We start from the raw sequence: 19811 nt of genomic DNA, 5'->3' as shown, positions 1-19811 counted from the left end.
CACAATAAAAGTGCTAGAAAATATTTTACAATGTGTTAAACTAAGGGACGATGTCAATTCTAATACATTATCATAGATATGTGTGTTTTTTTATACATATCTTGTAACATCTTTCTTCCCAAAAGTGATGATTATCATTAATAAGTTTCAGTTTGTTATACAATATTTTTGGGCTTTTGAAAACATTCGAGTCCGATTTCAGTAAAAACTAACCCCGAAATATCGAAGATATTTTAAGCGTAGCAAGTCCATTATTTAAAAAAATTCGAATCGCTAAACAAAGAGCAATATCAATAATTAAAGGTGATATTTTGGTATTATGACGACTTGAGAAATACCTATTGTTTAAAAGATAATCTCCATAATTTCCTACAAAACTCTTCTTTTATAGATTATAGGACAAATTTGAATCGGTGAATTAAAGAAGGTCTTTTGGTTGTTGAAATCTCGATGATTTTGATAAAAGAATACTTCGCTATATCTAAAGATTTTGAAAATAAAAAAAAGGAATCAGATTTTTAAAATACCTGACCCCGATATTTGACAATAGAAACTTTTTTGCATAACTACTGTGATTTGAATTGTGATAATTCGGAAATCGTAAGTTTTTTTAAAGAATATACAAATATAATTATTTATTTATACTTATTGAGCTTTATTAACTTTAATATTTTGTATCCATCACTAGTATAATTATTATTTTTTATTGGAATAACTGTAAGTATAAAACCAGCTAATGCAAAATTTTTTGTTATAGTAATCAATGCTTTTAAACGAAAGATTCCCAATAATAATTCATTACCTACATTTTTATTTATGAGCAATAGAGTTAAGAGAATAACTAGAGAAGCAACTGGTCCTCCAGCACTAATTATTATTTTTTTATTTTCTGTAAGCTGAGATTCATTCCAGCTTGTCCACCCTATAAAAGGATTAAGACTACTTATCACAATGCTTAATCTTCCTATTCTTATTATTTTAAACTCTTTATTATCTTCACCCAATCTACCTAAAGTTATTTTCACTCGATCTTTTGTTAATACTAGCGCTGGTATAGCATGTCCAAGTTCATGGATTATTGATGTGCCACAACCAATCATAAAGCTTATGACAATAACCAAAATAACTTCCATTATAATTTTAAAAATCTCCATATATTCTCCTCCCTAATATTTATACTTATGTCAACCCCAGAAATACACATTTCATTAATTATCTTCAGAATAGATTAAATTGTATTAAAGCCGTTTCTGCCTACAACAACAGATTTAGATATTTTTTGAAAAATAAAGGTTTCTCACTTATTTAAACCTAACATAATAATATCATATCAAGAAAGAGCAACAAAAGTCTACTTAATAATTGTTAGCTTTTGTTACTTCTCGAATAAATTTAATTGTTTTTCTCTTGCTTTAAAATCATAGTTACTAGCTCTGCCGTTTCAAAATTTTGGTTGTTGATTAAGTTAACATAAATATCACTTATAAGTTTTTTATTTCCTCTCTCTGGAAAGGCAACCCTTTATATTTAAAATTTCATCACAACAAGTTGCAACATACTCATTATGTGTGATAAGAATAATAATTTTATGTTTTTTTATGCTCTGTAAATAGTCTATAAATTTTTTGGTTGTTTTTAAATCTAAAGCAGATGTTGGCTCATCGAAAATCATTACTTCAGGGTCTTTAAACAACACTTTTAAAATAGAGATTTTTTGTTTTTCTCCTCCAGATATATTTGTATTATTTTCGTTTATTATGAAAGAAAGATTATTTTCATCAATAAAACGCTGCATATCTAATATTTCCAAATAATCTTCAAGTAATAACTTTTGATTTTTTTTACACTCGCGGGTATCTTTAATGGAAGAATTTGATATAGGTTGATTTATTTGGTCTATAAAAGTAAGATTATATAAAATGCTATCATTGATTAACAAGGGTTCCTGCTCTGCAATTCCTATTAATCTTTTTCTTGTCGAAACCATATCTATTTTCCGAATGCACTGGCCATCATATTTTATTTCTCCAGTATATTCATCCGCGTAAAGTCCCGTTATTAAATTAACTATCGTAGATTTACCAGTTCCGTTAGAACCTGTTATTGCATATATATTTCCTTTCGAAAATTTAGCACTGAACGAATGAATTACATTTTTTTCTTTAGATTTTGAATTTTCTATATCTTCCTTTTGAAGATCGAATGAACTATCAGTATCACATAAATTGTTAATAAGCTGGAAATTGTTATAATTAAAGCTGATATCTTTCAGATCAATTATATTTATTTCGTCTATAATTAAATTACCATTAGTTTCTTTTTTGAACTTTAAGATATCCTTTATTCTATTGTAGGAAGCTCTTGCACTTTGGTATGTCGACCCTAATCCGAAAAAATATCTACTAGCTTCAAACATCATCTTAAAATAACTGCTAAATATAGTAAACATTCCTATAGTGAAATTCCCATTAATCACTTGTAATCCACCGACTACAAATAAAGTGATTTGAGCGAAAGAAGCCACAATGCCATCCAAGCTGTTATAAACAAAGTTTGCTTTTTGGCTATATATAGCATTTTCCTTAAATTCAAAAAAACTATTTTCTGCTCTTTTATTAAGTTCAGGCTGAATAGAATTCAACCTGAGCAACTTTATATACTTTAATTGTTCATATAAGCTTGAAAAAAGCTTTGCTTGACTTTCTTTAAATGCAAGACCAGCTTTATAAAGTGTTTCTTTTAGCAATAAATAAAGAGTGGTATATATAAAAATAAATGCGATCATAATGACTGTAATCAACGAATTAAGGGACAACAATAGCACAAATGGAAAAATGAGAAGTATAAGATTTAATATAATATTCTGCAATGTTGTTAAACAGAATATAAAAAGGTGATAAGAATCTCCATTTATGCGTTGATTTAAATACATACCATCTTTATGATTAATAAAGGACAAAGATAAGCTTTGAATATGTCGAATAACATCAATATTTAAGCTATAACCCATCTGAATTTGCATCTTTGTGTATAACATTGATGTTGCATAATTTTTGAGTATTTTGATTAGACTAAGCCCTCCAAAAACAATGCAAAAATGAGAGATAATACTTGTATCTGCACCTTCGATTAGATTGTCCACAAATCCACCTAGAACATAAGGGGAAACAATACTAATTGCTGATGATAGGAGAGTTAATATAATATAAAGAAAAATATTATATTTTTGTGAAAGCAAGTATGATTTACAAAATTTAAAGATTTCCATTTTATCGACCCTCTAATATTTTAGACATAAATAGCAAATTATTACCTATAGACGCTCTTGTTAGTTTCATGATAGATCTCCTTTTATTGTTTGTGTGGTTATTTAATCCAATAATAGTTAAATTCTAAATTATCTAGGAATACTTCATCTGAATAAATCCCACATGCCATTTCTACTTGTTTTGTTCTAGCAGAAATTGGACACCCACCTAAGCATACAAACTTGTAAGCGCAATCATTGCATTTTTTATTTTGAAGAACACTTCTATTTAAAAGATTAGATATAGCAGTTTCATCAAGGTTAATATTGGGATAGAATGTACCAACTATACCGTCATTTTCATCAAAGCAATCACAGAAATAAATATTCCCATTACAAGAGAAATAATATTTTGAGAGAAACTCACTTTCACATCTTCGGTGTTTTGGGAGATAAGGCTCATTCTTAGACCTAGAAAGAACTTTAAATAATCTTGAGTAGCTTGGGAAAAGAGGAGGAGCTAATTGGTTTTCTATTAAATGACTCTGTATTGCTTCAATATCAAGCTTACTATTAGAATCTTCCATAATATCTAACGGATGATGATAATCAAGTGTTATTCCAGGAAGTATTTCACAATAGGGGGAATCTAAGATGCCCCTTTCTTCTAATAATTTTTTAAAATCACCAACTTTCAAATAGTTTGTCTTATCTAAAACCATTTTTATCTTTACATTTACCTTATCAGATATTAGTTTTTGCACACCAGAAAGTATGTTTTCATATATATTGGTATCGGGATTGATATTATTGTAGCGACGATGAATATGTACATCTTTTGTACCATCTAAGGAAACATGAACTTCTCCAAACCTATCAAGAGGAAGTTTATCATAATACTTTAACAAATTCACTCCGTTTGTAAAAAGTAAAATTTTTGCTTTTTCCCATTTTGAAGCGATATAACTTATAACATCTACAGTATCCTGATTAATTAATGGTTCACCACCGGTGATTCGGATATATGGTGTCTCATAAATTTTAATTTGTTCATCCGCGTATATGCGATAAAAATCATAAATTGCATCAACGTGTTTTTTTGTCATGCTTTTACCTTTGTTTAAACGTGAATGAGCATAGCAATAAGGACAGCTCATGTTACAGAACCTTGTTAATTCAATCGAAAAACCGTAATCTTTTGCATATTTATTTTGTATATTAAAAAAACCCATCTCAACTAATTTATTTTCGATTTCACGACGTGCACTATTTGTCAAAAATTGTTTTTCACTGATTAGCTTCTCATATAGAGCTTTTTCTTCAATAGAAAAAGACTGGTCTTGATTACTCATGTTTTTTACTAGAACAGCCTCATAATTACTAAGCAATCTTCGCCGACCAGAAAGTAAATTAACCAAAAATGGTTGAAACTTATCTGAATTGTTGTTTATTAGTAAATTATTAAAGATTAACATTATAATACCTCTTTTATTTTTTTAGTTTGATTCTATTACACAAGTCTCTCTAAATAAAGATTAGAATAGATATCCTATGGCGATGATATCTCCAATAAAACAGATTGATAGGAACAAACATTAAAAGCTTACAGCCAGACAGCATAATATAGTTAAGTATTCTGCTTAGTATTTAATAAACTTAGTTATAAATTATGTAATTAATTAAGGGTAAATAGAAAATGTATTCTAGTTTCAATACTAAGCAGAGATATATATAAGTATACAGATTAATTACTACTATTTGTTTTTTGGATACACAAGAGCGGAATTCAAATATGCTTTATAGATTCCGCTCACTATTTTTGTAGATTTAAAAAGTTTATCTACGAATATGCATCCAAAAATCTACAAGTTTTAATAAGTATTTAATTCTATAAAACTATTTTAGAATTAAATTTGCTAAAATTAATTAGGGCAGACCCACTTTGTAAGAACAGATGGTACACTACAACAACAAGCGGTTGTTATTCCACCACCACTACCACCACCACCACCAATAGGATCATCCTGTGTAGGTGGACCTGTTGCTGAAGTAACAGAAATTTCTTCCTCCATTGTCCACATAAGATCTAGGGCTTCATTCATGTTAGAATTTTTCATGGTTTCACCTCCTTTGCATGGTTAAATTATAATTAATAGGACCTACTATTATTCAACAATACCAGGTAATCCAACTGCAAAACCAAGAAAGGTATTCTCTATTGTATGAGTAAGTCCAATTAAATTATCGATTTTATCATCACTTTTCATTCCTGCTCCAAGAGCCACAACTCCAAGCCCCAAATATTCTGCCATCAAATATAGGTTTTGACTCATATGCCCAGCATCAAGATAAATAAACCTATAGCCTCTCTCTCCATATTTTTGCATAGTTCTTTCAAATACCATGGAAAAGAAGATTATACACGGAGCGCTAGATACAAATTGTTGATCTTCATAAAAGCCATAGATTTTTTGACTGTAATCACCGGATTTTATAAACTCCAATGCATTATCAACAACATTATAGTGATAAATTCCTAACTCCATGTCATTTGAACGTAAAACTACGGGATAGACTTCAATTGGGTAACGAGCACCTGCACTAGCATACGTACGGAAAATATCACTTGATGAATTTTGATTCCGCAATCCAAAACTCAGAGGCAATAATTGTGAAAGTTCCTTTAAGTTAATGCCGTCCTGTTTAAAGTTTCGGGTGCTTTTTCGGGACAACAATATTTTAACGAATTCATTTGCCTCTATTTGCTTATCCAAAGTAATAGTTGTTAATTCAATATTTGGAGCACTAGGATATATTTTGTACTGTATCTTTGGATTAAAAGGTAAATTTCGGGGTAACTCTTTTGAGTTTTCATGATATTCTAATGCTAAGTTACGCTTAGGAAACATATTTATCATAAAAGCACTACATCCTTTCTAGTATGAGTTATGGAAATGGGTGCGGAGCATCATTTATTGATGTATTGTATTTTTTTTGGTATTTCCGCAGTCTTTTATTTTTGAGTAGCCTTATCTGGTGTGAATACTCTAAGTCGTTATATCCACTTACAATAGCTCTAACTACGCAAAAGCCACACTCTCTTATTTCATTTCGGGTAACATCTGCTATAAATACTGGCTGATTTTTTTCTTTAAAGAGGTTTTTTAAATATTCTAGAGCTTCCTTATCTGAGCCCTCAAACAAATCTTTCATATCACTTAATTGAACTTGACAGTCAGACTTAGAGATAAAGTCAAACTCATGACTACGTCTACCTGTGCTATAGTATAAAGTATGTTTGAACAAATCCGTGATTTCTTCTTTCTCCAAAGCTTGGCATTGTTTTTTGTTTTTTATTAATTCAGTGTATGCCGCTAATTGAGTCTGACATAACTCTTCAAGCGATTTTAGAAGAGCTTTTTCGGCGCTAATGTCCGACGCAGCTGAAGTGATAAGACCAAAGGAATCAGGGTTATCATTTCTTATAAAGGTCAGAAAGGTATAAATACCTTCTGTTCTGCTAATATCATAAATAAATAAAAAATCATCTCCCACTAAATGACTGCAAATATGTTTATATAGATCAGATAACTCTTGGTTTTGAATATGATCTACAATAACTAGCTTTCCAGGTAGTTTTAATTGCCATGTTAGCATAAAAGAGTCACGTTCTACGACCTCGTATAATGCACTTAGGGTAGCCCTGTGGTAATCCTTTCCGCAAGCTAAACCTGTAGATAACCATGTAATGTGTGGACGTTCTCCTCTAAGAAGTTTGATACCTAAAAAAACCTTTTGTGCTGGCAGCCATATATCTTTTCCATCAATAAAGTCTTTCCCTTTAACCCATGAAAGAGTTTTATCTTTAGTGTAGTTTGAATAAAGAAATCCGGGTTCATCATATAGATCGTCATCAAAATGAATTAAGTCAGTAAAGTCAAGACAGTTCGCTTTTGATTTTAGATTAATGTAAGAATCAAAAATAATATCTATATCATGATTATTTTCACTATTATTTCCGCAATATCTTTCGATAAATTCACCATAGGCTTTAACTAAGCTTTTCTTTCGAGTTAGGGCAACTCCTCCTCCATCCCATGTCGTACAATTCGTATTTTTAACCTGCGTGTTAAACATAGGAATTACATTTCCGATTGTGTAAACATTAGAATTATCGGAAATATTAATGTGATCTAAATCTTGTGTAGTAATCATGTTTGCTAAACCATATTTTGGCGAATAAATTTTCTCCATGGATTCTAAAGTTTTGTTGAGGTCTAAAATGTTTTTAGAAATATGCATCTCCTAAACTCACCTTCTTTCAGAACATGTGGGACATGAATGGTATCTGAAAATTTTTTCTTTCTGTACTTCATAGTCATCACTATTGATTCGAACTACTTGACTAAGTAAATTACAATCTATCCCTGTGAAATACTTCATGATTTCTGAACATGCAATACCAGAGACCAAGTGATTAAAATGGTAAATAGAATACAATCCAATTTGAATATTTCGCTGTTCTTCGTGAATTTTAGAGTTTTTATCTAAATCATCAAACACATACATATCTTCTGTCATGTTTGACACTTCTCTAATATTTAAGCAGGAATAACAGCTTGTTATATCAGGGATAAATAGTGGTCCAATCTCTGAATAATTTCCATCAATCATAATACGGACCCATTCTTTGTTCCTTTTTAAACAGGCCTCGTTTACTCGATTGTATAGATAATGATCGCGATAGTTACTAGACACAATGATAAAATCACTTTTCTCTACAAAATCATCTAGGCATTTCGCTTCTGTTATGTTTGGAAAATATGTAATACTTGCTGTGGGTTCTTCTTTGTAAGTATTTAGACTATCAATCCTATCAGTCACTCCGAGATTAAAATTTAGAAATAAACCTCCATTTAGCAATTCATACAATAAACAATCTATAAATTGCTTGTGCCCGATAATCCCAATATTCATAGAATTCAATTCGTCGACCAAACTCTCTAATGTTTTTTCTCCTATGCTATAATATCTTATTTTTTCTAAGTAATCTCTACTATACATTTTTAAATGTTCTGAATAGCTCTCATCAATTAATACTTTTTTATCGATAAGAAGACTGATCAATGATTTTAGAGAATTTTCTGAATATCTATCTTTTAATAATAAAACAACTTCGCTAATCGAAATTGGTGACGTAAAGTAATCAATAATATCTCTAATGGCTGTTGATATATTATCGCCTTTCACTTGAAATCTTTTAGTAGTCGCCTTTATTACTACTTTACTTGAGTCGATAAAGCTTATGTAATTTGATACATCAAATATGTATCTTTCGATATCCATCATGAACACCTCCGTTAAATTTGAAAGTATATTGTTTTCGTCATCATATATATAGTTAATAAATTTTTTAATTAGAATTTGTGTTTAGAGAAGATGAAAAAATTACAAACGGCATATTGCAACTACTGATTGATTAAAATAAATTTAAGTTAAATTTACTCAAACTTCGCAGTTGATTTTTCTAGTCAAACCTTGTAGTTTCAATAGTTGACTAAACTTAACTTAAAGTTTGTAGATACACAAGTGTATTTTAACCTACACAGGATTTATTGTATCTTAAACAGTGAAATTTGGAAATACTTAATAAATCTATGAGGTTAATTTGTATAAAGATTAACATACAAGAAGATTAGAGTCCACTTATTTCGTTCTACTATTTTCGACAAATATCAAAAGAAACACAGGTTTTAACGGACTGATATTGTTTTTTGCTATCTCTAGATCTAATTGTAAGGCGTCATACAAGCAAAAATGAAGTGTTTTTAAAAGCAATATAAGGTATATATAATTCTGGTCAAATATTGAATTTTCAAGGTTCATAAGGAAATATTTATATGCGAAGTTTGAGTTAAATTTATTTTAATTTTTTCGTTGTTTAATGATTATTTTTGTACTATAAAGTAAATCAAATTTCTAGTACCAATGCTATCAATAATAGAGGAAGATAGTATATCGTTGACAGTAAGAAATCTCTTTTGAAAATTAAGTACGCAGAAGCGTTTGTTTTTTAGGTGTGTTCCACTATACCAGAATATTAACCTTTACATAAGAAACTAAAATATAGTATTATCCAAAAAAATATGTTAGTATATAAAACTAATAAATACCATTATACTTTTACTAAAATCATGAATAGATTTGAGTTTGTCATAATTCTTATTAAGACAAACTGGATAATTTCTAACTTATGTTTTATGACGTATTATGTTATAATTTTATTAGTTACTTAAACTTCGCACATAATTTATCTAAATAAACCTTGGAAATTCAATAATCCACAATATTAAAGATAGTTCTATTGTAGATTCTCATCTGCTAAGTTTAAGTATTTAGTCTATTTAATCACATTGTAATAGTAGAATCAACAAATCTAATCCTACAGTTTGAGTCAAGTAAAAGTGGGCAACTATTTTATTTAATTTATTATCCATTACTTTACATGAGGTATTTATAATTTACCCTACCCATTTTTATTCTTAATTGTAGCTAAGATCTTCAAATTCTTTTAATCCACAAAGTTTTTATATTACTTTTCTTCCCAAAGTAACCGCGGCTCCACTATAAGGGATAGGTGCGGTATGTATCTTATATTCTTTAGATTTCGTACCCTTTTTATTAACCGCGGAAGCGGATAAAGGTATTTCACGAATTACAGTATGTATAACGCCCTTCGGTATAATGTTTTTATAGATCTTATCCAAGGTACTAAATAATCTATTGCTGAACTTTTCTGCTAAAATTTTAGATAAGTTATCGGCTCCATTAATAGACCAGCTCATTTTTCTACCTTTCATTCTATGTGCTAACACATCGCAAATGTTATGTTCCATAGTCCCTAATTGCCTATATTCTATCCCTTCGGGTGCCGTAGGCATAGTTATATTGTCTCTTAATTTATATGGAACTAGGCCCTCTTTATTATGTACAAAATAGTCGTATAGTTCTGTAAGCTTTTTAAAAACAACTTCATCTTTATTATTTTCTATCATCATATTAACAATTAATTCTAATCCTTCATCAACTTTTCCTTGCCTAAATAACTTAAGTAAGACTTTCTGTTCTTTTTTATCACTTACTTTTCGAATAATTGCTTGGCTTATATGAAATGGATCCAGTTGAAAGTGTATGTCTTGATCTTCACAGCTTGCTTTTATCCACTTTGCACCATCTCCATTTAATATCCTAGTTTCTATTTCATCAACATTATACTTTTCAGCAATGGTTGCTTCCGCAACTTTTTTAAAGTGGCTAGAACTATTAAAACTTGCACAAACAGTTTTATCAATAACAACATATTCTTTTTTACTGCCTGGACGCAACTTCCACCCTGTATAAGATACTGCTAATTTAAGTTCTTTTTTTCTATTCTTACCCTTTGGTCTATCCTTTCCCTGAATGGATAACCACACCCCGTCTTGCTCTTGAAATAGCACTGGTACTTCCTTTTCGCCTTTCAACGCACCTTTTTCATTTAGTTCAATCTTACGCTTTTCTAGTTCATTTATCTTTTCTCCAACCGTTTGAACTATGTTCCAAACTCCTTGAGCACTAATTTCCTGATTACACATTGTTTTTATATTTTCAGCTGTTTTTCTAAAAGATACTTCTGACAAGTTGGTTAAAATAGTTTCTACAAGATTTATAGATACATTCCCTATAGTGTCCATGCCTAGATACTCATCTAAAAGAAACTTAGTGGCTGTTTTACCATCTTCAAGTTCAAACTGATAGATACGTCTTGAATATTCAACATCCCCCATAATCGTTCTTAAACAAGTCTTTTTAAGTCCCTTATTTCTATATACTTTAATATCTCTTTCTTTAAGTAACTTTTTATCTAAAGCTTCCAACACATTTTTTAAAACATTGCAGGCTTCATCACAAACCATCTTATAAATCTTTTTCTCTATCTCCTTGAAAGTTAAGCCGTTTTCATTTAAACTAACATTATACATAAATTCAACTCCATTCAGTTTTGTCTCGATAATAAAATTATAATGGATAATTTATGTATTGGGGAGATGTTTTTGCATCTCCTTTTATTTATATAGTTTTTTATACTAGTTCTGCCTACTAAAATTATACTCTAACAGCAAGAGGTTAACTTCGTTCCCACCTACACCTGAGAGGCCCAGTAGCAAGTGAGTCCAGCAAAGCATGTCCTCACAAGGAACCCAGGGTAGAAGAAAATGGAAAACTGCGCTTAAACAGAAATATTAGAAGTGGCAAATAGCAAGAAGGTAACTTCGTCCCCATCTAACACCTGGAGGTCCAGAAAATTACCAGAGATAAGCATTTCATTAGAGTAAAACTTAATGGAGTGCTTTTTTTATGAGTTTTCATATTAAAAATGAGAGTAAATATATTAACCCTACTAAATTGGTAGACCAATTACTTTGAAGCTATAAAGGAATTAATGGTGAGTTAAATCAAAGGTTGCCTGACTTTACTTGGCTGAAGCTATGGGTTTATATGGCTACTTCTTTGGTTAAATATGGTGTATAATCATAATGATTAAGCTTATTAGATTTTTGATTAATGTAATTTAAAAATGATATTTATTAGGGGGAAATACATATGTGGGGTAAAGTCATGAGTAAGAAAAGGGTAATAATATCCGTAGTGTCACTGATAATATTAATATCGCTGATAATATTAGTTTCAAGGCTTACAGGATGTTTTGCTACAAGCTCAAAAGATATGGTAAAGATGATAGATAAAGGTGAAACAATAACATTAGAATTAGCAAGTCCTAATTATGACATTGAGGAAAATGGAAAGCAACAGGAGGAACTAGATTGGGTACAATTAGACCAACTTAAGACATTTAACCAAGGGTTTAGGCAAGAGTTTGACGAGTTGTTCAACATTAACATTGTAACGGAGAAAGGTGTAAATGGTAAGTCAGGCTGTTTATATGTAGACGAGGCAGGTGACAGAGAAGGCAATACAACCTTAGAGGACGCATTTAGAAATAAGACATTCGTTACTAAGTATTGGGATAGTAGTGAAGTAAAAGGTAAGCTAGTTAAGCTAGGGAATGGAGTTTATACAGATGTAGCTGACAGTGATAATGACGCAATAGCGGCATCTATAAATGCCTACTATAATTTAATGCCAGATGCAACTAACCCTGAATCATTTAATGGCACACAGTCATTAACAAGAGAGCAGTTCTATGAGTTAGTATACAAGACAGAAAACGGAGTACAGGAGATAGAAATAGATAAGAACTTCGAGACAGCAGTTGGTGGTGCTACAAGTCATACAAAGTTTGCACAAGGCGTAGATGAATATGGTTTCTTATCAGTAGAGAATAAGAGTTTAGATGGTAATTCATATAGTGGTAGCATATCAAGGTCAGAGGCCATCTATATGTTAGTTAATAAACACTTCAAAGATGAAATGTCAAAGGTGACAGGTAAAGAGAAGGCATTTAAAGATAATAAGAATGCAGGAGATTTAGCATTAAAGGCGGGTTTTAAGTATAAAGACAAGGAGAGTAAAGAGATAGTAGCGAAGGATAGGTGGCAATCATATACACTAGCCTATATGTTAAAAAACAACAATAAGGGTATGCAAGAAGAGGTTTATAAGGCAATGGTAGTAGCTAAAAACTTAGGATTATTAACATCGGACGAATCAAGATGGGACGAACCACTAAGTAAGTCAGAATCAATCATGTTAATAGCAAATACACAGTTAGCTAAAAACAAAGCTTATGGATATTTAAGTGAGGGAGAGTATGGTAAAATCAACTTAGATAAGTTTAAGGTATCAACAGGAAAGCCAGAGGTATTAGGGGTAACAGAGGAAGGATTAGAGTACGGTAATGATTGGATAGAAACAGAAGGTATGCCATCTGACCCTAACAAGGTATTGAGTGTGGGAATCACACTTTGGGAGGCTAAGCTACAGTATGATGCAACTAAAGCAGCTATAACAAAGTTAGGCATACCACAAGCAGAGATAGATAAGATATTAAAGGAAACAGCAGAGAGTTTAGGAACAACAGTCTTAGAGATAGAGAGTTTACCTGATACACCACCAGCACCACCAACACCAAAGGTAGTGCCAAAGCAAGAGAAACCAGCACAAAAGCCAACACAAGCACCTGTTGAAAAGCCAACACCACAACCAAGTAAGCCAGCTAACAATGGTGGTGGAGGAAACAGCGAAGTAGACGCAGATGGATACAGTTCTAATGGAGCAGACGATTTTATAAAGGATATGATGGAGAAGACTGATGGTTTCACACCTTATGATGGTCCAGGCTTAGGAGATGGGAACTAGGCACTAAGGTAAGCAGGTAAGAGTTTATAGGGCATAAACGATAAGATAAGGAGGTATGATATACATGAGGAAGGTTAATAAGATAATATCCACCTTACTGTGTTTACTTCTAGTGTTAACATCAGTTCCAATAACAGCACTTGCAGATGGTGCAGGAGTTGGTGACAATGATAAGGGTTATGGGAATACTTTAAGAAGTGGTTCCTAAACAATGAAGGTGGATTAGATTCAATAGAAACAAGTCCACCTTACCACTTATATACACCCTTCAGTAATTCTATTTCTCTTTTATGTCCTTCAAGTTCATTTGGAGTTTCAAGAAAAAATGGTAGATGGCATAACCTCGGATGATTAATTATATTAGATATAGCATCTAATCCTATGTATCCCTCTCCTATTGTTTCATGCCTATCTTTGTGGCTTTTAAATGGATTTTTACTATCATTTAAATGAATAGCACATAATTTATCAAGACCTATTATCCTGTCAAACTCATCTAAAACCTTATCTAATTCATTTACTATGTCATATCCTGCATCATGAATATGGCATGTATCTAAACATACACCTATATGATCTTTTAGACTAACCCCCTTTATAATTTCAGCTATTTCTTCAAAATTTCTTCCTATTTCAGTTCCTTTTCCTGACATGGTTTCTAATAGGACCTTTGTTGTCTGCTCTTCTTTCAAAATTGAGTTTATAGCATAAACTATATATTCTATTCCTGCTTCCACTCCTTGCTTCACATGATTTCCGGGATGAAAATTATATAAGTTATGCGGTATATATTCCATCCTATTTAGATCATCCTTCATTATCTCTATAGCGAATTCTCTATTTCTATCATCAGCTGAACATGGATTTAATGTATAGGGTGCATGGGCTAAGATTTTACCAAAGTTATTTTCCTTTGCTAATTCTAAAAATTCTTTAACATCCTTTTCGTCTATATCCTTTGCTTTACTTCCTCTTGGATTACGAGTGAAAAACTGAAAAGTATTGGCTCCAATTTTCAGGGCATTTTCACCCATGTTCTTAAATCCCTTTGACGAAGACAAATGACATCCTATATTTAACATATTTATATTCCCTCCGTACTTTAATTTATTTTACCATTTCCAACTTACCTTTTAAATAAAGTATAATGGCTACATCAATTGATATAGTAACGATTATAATAATCGTCTTAAAAGTTGTTGATAATGTGAAATGACTACCTATCTTAAAGAAGATTAATGCTGTTAATACACATACGACTAATAATATACCACCTAAAATAGCGAATTTAACAATTCCAATTTCCTTTTTATATTTAATGACATCCTCTGCTTTAAAAAGTATAATAGATATCCACAAAATAATATTTCCCCATTCTTTAATCCCGATAATTCTAGCAAAGATAAAAAAAAGTATTGCAAATGCTATTATAAAAGTTTTGTATTTTCTTAATAATTTCATATTCTTTCACCCTTTTCCTATTTTATCTTTTACCTATATATAATTTTTATCCCTTAATATTCTACAAACATATAATAGGTTTTAGACTTCATATATGTCATATTATAGCATCAATCTCAATATAACGTATATAAACAAACTGATATCATTTTCAATCAAGTAAAAATGGACAACTATTATATTTAATTAGCAATGTATAATTATACTATAATATAATCACTAATGCAATCATTTACACATTAACTAATATAGAAAATGCGAGGTAAATATGAGTAATATAATTAAATCTGATATAGCACACAACGTAGAAGGTATTACCATCAAGTCTATTGATACAGGCGATAAAAGTATAATTAAAAATGAGATTCTTAAAGCTAGTGAAGCTGGTCTCATAAATAGCTTAATAGATTCAAATCTAGCTTTAACTCCAAAATTAATAGTAAACGACTACTCAAAGGGTAGCAAAGTTTTAACAGAAATAATTTCTGAGTTAACTAAGTGCAAGGAGTTTTTTATATCCGTTGCCTTTATTACAAGTAGTGGTATAACACCCTTACTTGAAACTCTTAAATACTTACATGAAAAAGGTATCAAAGGTAAGATATTAACTACAGATTATTTGAACTTTAGTGAGCCTAAAGCCCTTAGAAAACTACTTGAATTTTCAAATATTGAAATTAAACTATATAGCAAAGAAAACTTTCATACTAAAGGTTACATATTTAAATATGATGATCACTATAAATTAATTGTTGGTAGTTCAAATTTAACTCAATCAGCCTTAACCAAAAACAAAGAATGGAATTTAAAAATTTCTTCTTTAGAGGAAGGTTCTTTAACTGAAAATGTTATTGATGAGTTTAATGGACTTTGGGATGATGCCTATGATCTAACTTTAGATTGGATAGAAACCTACCAGGATATTTATAAAAAGCAGATTGAATACGCTAGGAAAAGTAGTGTTCCAAGGCTTTCACAATATAAGCTTAAGCCAAATAAAATGCAGGTAGCTGCCATACAAGGATTAAATAAGATCCGGGAAGATGGCTCAGATAAAGCTCTTTTAATTTCTGCTACAGGTACTGGAAAAACCTATTTATCTGCTTTTGAGCTAAGAAATTATAATCCTAAAAAGGCTCTATTTATAGTACATAGAGAACAAATAGCAAGGCAAGCTTTAAATAGCTTTCAAAATGTATTTGGTGATACTAGGACCATGGGCATTCTATCTGGAACAAGGAAGGATATTGATAAGGATTTTATCTTTTGTACAGTCCAAACACTATCAAAGGATGATGTTCTTAAAAGTTTTAGAAGGGATGAATTTGATTATATTATAATCGACGAGGTTCATAAGGCAGGAGCTAATAGCTATCAGAAGATAGTTGAATATTTTACCCCTAAATTCTTGCTTGGTATGACAGCCACGCCTGAAAGATGTGATGACTTTGATATTTTTAAGATGTTTAACTACAATATCGCCTATGAAATACGTCTTCAAAAAGCCTTAGAAGAAGATTTGCTTTGCCCCTTCCATTACTTTGGTGTATCTGATATTAGCGTGGATGGTGTGGAACTTGAAGATAAGTCTAATTTTAAAGCCTTAGTAGCTAAAGAAAGAGTTAATCACATAATAGATAAAATTAATTTTTATGGATATTGTGGTGAAAGGGTAAAGGGATTAATATTTTGTAGTGATAAGAATGAGGCCCGTGAGCTTTCAGATATATTTAACACATATGGATATAAAACAGTGGCTCTAACTGGAGATAATACTCAAGATGAAAGAGAAATAGCAATTCAGCGCTTAGAACAAGATGAAATAGATAATTCTTTAGATTATATATTTACTGTAGATATCTTTAATGAAGGTGTAGATATCCCCTCTGTAAATCAAGTTGTTATGTTAAGGCCAACTAAGTCCTCCATTATCTTTGTTCAACAATTAGGTAGAGGGCTTAGGAAGGACAAATTTAAAGAATACGTTGTTATCATAGACTTTATAGGAAATTATAACAGTAACTTTTTAATTCCTATTGCTTTATCTGGAGATAGGACTTTTAACAAAGATAATATTAGAAAGTATGTTATGGAAGGCACAAGAATAATACCTGGTTGCTCCACTATTAATTTTGATGAAATATCTAAGAAAAAGATATTTGAGTCTATTGATAGGGCTAACTTTAATGATATTAAGCTAATTAAAGAAAGCTACAATACTCTTAAGCAAAAGATTGGTAGAATACCAAATTTAGCGGATTTTGATACCTATGAATCTATTGATCCTTTAAGAATATTCCAAAGCAAAAGTCTTGGCTCTTATTATATATTTCTAAAAAAGTATGAGAAGGAATATGAAATAAGACTTGATGATTCAAAGGAATTATTTATTGAATTTATTTCTAAAAAGCTAGCTTCTGGTAAAAGAATTCATGAACTACTTATGCTTAAATACACCATTAACTATGAAACTAATCTAATTTACAATCTCAAAAAGGGATTAAAAGAAGATTATCATATAGACTTTAAATCTAGCACTGAAACCAATGTGGTTAACGTTCTTACAAATGAATTTTTATCAGGCACCGGTAAAAATACTTATGAAAAATGTATCTTCTTAGAAAAGTCAGATTCTGATTATAATATTTCTAAATCATTTAAAGCACACCTTGAAAATAATGATTTTAAATATATGGTTGAAGAATTAATTGATTTTGGAATAGAAAGATACAAGAAGTTTTACAGTAACAGATATATGAATACTAGCCTTCAGTTATATGAGAAGTATACCTATGAGGATGTTTGTAGACTACTAGAGTGGAAAAAAGGAGAGGTTGCTCTTAATATTGGTGGATATAAATTTGATAAGACCACTAAAACCTATCCTGTATTTATAAACTATAAGAAGTCTTTGGATATTACAGATACCATTAATTACGAAGATAGATTTCAATCCCCTTCTCAGTTAATTGCTATATCAAAGGTAGGTAGAACAATAACTTCTGATGATATAGTACAAGCTTATAGTGCTGAAGAAAATGGTGTTGAAATGAGCTTATTTGTTAGGAAAAATAAGGATGATAAAGTTTCAAAAGAATTTTACTTCCTCGGCAAAATTAAAGCTATAGGAAAACCCATACAATTTATTATGAAAAACACTAATAAAACAGCTGTAGAAATTAAATATCAATTAGTTACTCCTATAAGAGAAGATATTTATGACTATATAACTTCTTAAACTAAAGGGATTTTTCAGAATAAACTAATCCTTAATTAAATGTATGAATTATCCTTATATTATGCATAGGTAATATAAGGATATAATAAATTAATAACAATATAAATATTAGTGTACTACTTAGCTAGTACCTTTTTCTTGTATCTTTTTAAATCATTAATAACCAAAACATCAGCTGGAATCCATTTTTGACTATCTAATTCATGAAAGGTAATCCATTTAGCTGCGTTATGGACATTTAGGTTTAACTCTCCAGAAGAAATCTCACAAATAAAGCAATGCATAGTAAGATGAAAGTTTGGATAATCATAATCTATTGTAGTTAAAAAGTCTAATATATTTATATCTAACTCTAGTTCTTCCTTTATCTCACGTATAAGTGCCTCTTCTTTAGATTCACCCTCTTCTATCTTTCCTCCAGGAAATTCCCACATATCAATAAAATCACCATATCCCCTGCGTGTAATAAATATCTTTTCCTCCTCTTTTATTACAGCTGCTACTACTTGTATTGTTTTCATATGATTCTCTCCTTTATGATTTCCTGTTCCCTAAATAAACTTGAAACCACTTGTTCATAATCACTTAACCTTTGTGACTTCTTTATCTTCTTAGCATACTTTTCATTATTTGAAAATATGTGACTCATGTATCCCCATAATTCTTTCATTCTAAACATTGCATTTCTTTCTTCATTTAAGAATTCTCTATATCCACTAAAAATTTCATCATGGAAATCTTTAAGTACCTCTTTATCTAAATTAGTATTGTTTTTGATCTCATTTATAAGTCCTGGATTAGCTATTATTCCTCTACCTATCATTATTTTATTTACCTTTGGAAAGTCCTTTATTAACTTTTCATGATTATCAGTAGTAAAAATATCACCATTATAGCATATCGGATTAGAGCTTAAAGATAGTGCATCTTTAAACACCTCTAAATTAGGCTTATTTCCATAAAAGTCTTTTTGTGTTCTAGGATGAATGATTAATTCCTCTATAGGATATTTATTATAAATTTTTATAAGCTCATAAAACTCTTCTGGACTATCCTTTCCTATTCTAGTTTTTATAGAAATCTCCATATCATCCATTTTGAATATTTCCTCTAAAAACATATCAAGTTCTTCTCTTTTAGCGAGAAACCCAGAGCCTGTATTTTTTGAAACAACGGTTCCTGAAGGACAGCCTAAATTTAAATTAACTTCATTATATCCTAAATCCTGTAATTTCCTAGAAGTATTAATAAAGCCTTCCGAATCATTAGTAAGTAGTTGAGGCACAACATTCATACCCTTATTGTTTTCAGGTAACACATCCCTTAGTTCTTTAGTTTTAAGACTTCTACTTTTATTTGTTACAATAAAAGGTGTAAAGTATTTATCAATGTTATGAAAGTATTTATCATAAGCATTTCTATATATATGTCCTGTAATTCCTTCCATTGGTGCTAAGTAATATTTCATTTAAGGACTCCTTATATTCTAATTTTACTTTAAAGGTA

Annotated in this window: 15 protein-coding genes; 3 read left to right on the top strand and 12 right to left on the bottom strand. The window is 30.5% G+C overall.

All coding sequences use genetic code 11. The annotated features are described in order from the left end of the window. Window positions 1-635 precede the first annotated feature (635 nt). The 8 genes from DY168_RS03905 to DY168_RS03870 all read right to left on the bottom strand — a co-directional run bounded on the left by DY168_RS03905 (window position 636) and on the right by DY168_RS03870 (window position 11268). Window positions 636-1154: a hypothetical protein gene (locus DY168_RS03905; protein WP_115640575.1), complete on the bottom strand. Its 519-nt coding sequence runs from the start codon at window positions 1152-1154 to the stop codon at window positions 636-638. Between the two features lie 338 nt (window positions 1155-1492). Beyond that, window positions 1493-3268 (bottom strand): ATP-binding cassette domain-containing protein, encoded by a 1776-nt coding sequence (locus DY168_RS03900; protein WP_115640574.1) that lies wholly within the window; start codon window positions 3266-3268, stop codon window positions 1493-1495. A gap of 98 nt (window positions 3269-3366) precedes the next feature. Beyond that, window positions 3367-4722: a radical SAM/SPASM domain-containing protein gene (locus DY168_RS03895; protein WP_115640573.1), complete on the bottom strand. Its 1356-nt coding sequence runs from the start codon at window positions 4720-4722 to the stop codon at window positions 3367-3369. Between the two features lie 447 nt (window positions 4723-5169). Next, window positions 5170-5364 (bottom strand): hypothetical protein, encoded by a 195-nt coding sequence (locus tag DY168_RS03890; protein ID WP_115640572.1) that lies wholly within the window; start codon window positions 5362-5364, stop codon window positions 5170-5172. Between the two features lie 48 nt (window positions 5365-5412). Then, entirely contained in the window at window positions 5413-6165 is a 753-nt protein-coding gene (locus DY168_RS03885; protein WP_115640571.1) for a SagB/ThcOx family dehydrogenase, read from the bottom strand. Between the two features lie 28 nt (window positions 6166-6193). Further along, entirely contained in the window at window positions 6194-7549 is a 1356-nt protein-coding gene (locus DY168_RS03880) for a YcaO-like family protein (RefSeq protein ID WP_115640570.1), read from the bottom strand. Between the two features lie 9 nt (window positions 7550-7558). Continuing rightward, window positions 7559-8596 carry a TOMM precursor leader peptide-binding protein gene (locus DY168_RS03875; RefSeq protein WP_115640569.1) on the bottom strand — a complete coding sequence of 346 codons (1038 nt, stop codon included), beginning with the start codon at window positions 8594-8596 and terminating at the stop codon, window positions 7559-7561. Window positions 8597-9834: 1238 nt separating this feature from the next. After that, window positions 9835-11268, bottom strand: coding sequence for an ISLre2 family transposase (locus DY168_RS03870; RefSeq protein WP_115640568.1), 1434 nt, complete (start codon window positions 11266-11268; stop codon window positions 9835-9837). A gap of 622 nt (window positions 11269-11890) precedes the next feature. Between DY168_RS03870 and DY168_RS03865 the strand changes: the two genes are divergently transcribed. Both DY168_RS03865 and DY168_RS14610 read left to right on the top strand, forming a co-directional pair. After that, window positions 11891-13606 carry a hypothetical protein gene (locus DY168_RS03865; protein ID WP_115640567.1) on the top strand — a complete coding sequence of 572 codons (1716 nt, stop codon included), beginning with the start codon at window positions 11891-11893 and terminating at the stop codon, window positions 13604-13606. 64 nt (window positions 13607-13670) lie between these two features. After that, window positions 13671-13814, top strand: coding sequence for a hypothetical protein (locus tag DY168_RS14610; RefSeq protein WP_172556260.1), 144 nt, complete (start codon window positions 13671-13673; stop codon window positions 13812-13814). 40 nt (window positions 13815-13854) lie between these two features. Here DY168_RS14610 and DY168_RS03860 read toward each other — a convergent pair whose 3' ends face one another. Beyond that, complete coding sequence (locus tag DY168_RS03860) at window positions 13855-14688, bottom strand: deoxyribonuclease IV (protein WP_115640566.1); 834 nt, start codon at window positions 14686-14688, stop codon at window positions 13855-13857. A 25-nt stretch (window positions 14689-14713) separates the two neighbouring features. Then, window positions 14714-15067, bottom strand: a complete 354-nt coding sequence (locus tag DY168_RS03855) for a hypothetical protein (RefSeq protein WP_115640565.1) — start codon at window positions 15065-15067, stop codon at window positions 14714-14716. 268 nt (window positions 15068-15335) lie between these two features. Between DY168_RS03855 and DY168_RS03850 the strand changes: the two genes are divergently transcribed. Continuing rightward, the gene (locus DY168_RS03850; RefSeq protein WP_115640564.1) at window positions 15336-18305 is read left to right on the top strand and encodes a DEAD/DEAH box helicase; all 2970 of its coding nucleotides are present in this window, start codon (window positions 15336-15338) and stop codon (window positions 18303-18305) included. 116 nt (window positions 18306-18421) lie between these two features. Here the strand turns inward: DY168_RS03850 and mutT are convergent, their stop codons facing one another. Both mutT and DY168_RS03840 read right to left on the bottom strand, forming a co-directional pair. Next, the gene (gene mutT / locus DY168_RS03845) at window positions 18422-18826 is read right to left on the bottom strand and encodes an 8-oxo-dGTP diphosphatase MutT (RefSeq protein ID WP_115640563.1); all 405 of its coding nucleotides are present in this window, start codon (window positions 18824-18826) and stop codon (window positions 18422-18424) included. Then, window positions 18823-19773, bottom strand: a complete 951-nt coding sequence (locus DY168_RS03840) for a tRNA dihydrouridine synthase (RefSeq protein ID WP_115640562.1) — start codon at window positions 19771-19773, stop codon at window positions 18823-18825. The genes mutT and DY168_RS03840 overlap by 4 nt, the downstream gene beginning before the upstream one ends. Window positions 19774-19811: the final 38 nt, after the last annotated feature.

It is taken from the genome of Clostridium putrefaciens (assembly GCF_900461105.1).
Lineage (GTDB): Bacteria > Bacillota > Clostridia > Clostridiales > Clostridiaceae > Clostridium_L > Clostridium_L putrefaciens.
The sequence above is the reverse complement of the archived record's forward strand: the minus strand, read 5'-3'. Positions and strand labels throughout refer to the sequence as shown.

Excerpts from the sequence above, each read along its gene's own strand:
- mutT (WP_115640563.1), bottom strand. The coding sequence starts at position 18,826 with ATGAAAACAATACAAGTAGTAGCAGCTGTAATAAAAGAGGAGGAAAAG.
- DY168_RS03885 (WP_115640571.1), bottom strand. The coding sequence starts at position 6,165 with ATGATAAATATGTTTCCTAAGCGTAACTTAGCATTAGAATATCATGAA.
- DY168_RS03880 (WP_115640570.1), bottom strand. The coding sequence starts at position 7,549 with ATGCATATTTCTAAAAACATTTTAGACCTCAACAAAACTTTAGAATCC.
- DY168_RS03855 (WP_115640565.1), bottom strand. The coding sequence starts at position 15,067 with ATGAAATTATTAAGAAAATACAAAACTTTTATAATAGCATTTGCAATA.
- DY168_RS03905 (WP_115640575.1), bottom strand. The coding sequence starts at position 1,154 with ATGGAGATTTTTAAAATTATAATGGAAGTTATTTTGGTTATTGTCATA.
- DY168_RS03895 (WP_115640573.1), bottom strand. The coding sequence starts at position 4,722 with ATGTTAATCTTTAATAATTTACTAATAAACAACAATTCAGATAAGTTT.
- DY168_RS03865 (WP_115640567.1), top strand. The coding sequence starts at position 11,891 with ATGTGGGGTAAAGTCATGAGTAAGAAAAGGGTAATAATATCCGTAGTG.
- DY168_RS03870 (WP_115640568.1), bottom strand. The coding sequence starts at position 11,268 with ATGTATAATGTTAGTTTAAATGAAAACGGCTTAACTTTCAAGGAGATA.
- DY168_RS03875 (WP_115640569.1), bottom strand. The coding sequence starts at position 8,596 with ATGATGGATATCGAAAGATACATATTTGATGTATCAAATTACATAAGC.
- DY168_RS14610 (WP_172556260.1), top strand. The coding sequence starts at position 13,671 with ATGAGGAAGGTTAATAAGATAATATCCACCTTACTGTGTTTACTTCTA.
- DY168_RS03840 (WP_115640562.1), bottom strand. The coding sequence starts at position 19,773 with ATGAAATATTACTTAGCACCAATGGAAGGAATTACAGGACATATATAT.
- DY168_RS03900 (WP_115640574.1), bottom strand. The coding sequence starts at position 3,268 with ATGGAAATCTTTAAATTTTGTAAATCATACTTGCTTTCACAAAAATAT.
- DY168_RS03890 (WP_115640572.1), bottom strand. The coding sequence starts at position 5,364 with ATGAAAAATTCTAACATGAATGAAGCCCTAGATCTTATGTGGACAATG.
- DY168_RS03850 (WP_115640564.1), top strand. The coding sequence starts at position 15,336 with ATGAGTAATATAATTAAATCTGATATAGCACACAACGTAGAAGGTATT.
- DY168_RS03860 (WP_115640566.1), bottom strand. The coding sequence starts at position 14,688 with ATGTTAAATATAGGATGTCATTTGTCTTCGTCAAAGGGATTTAAGAAC.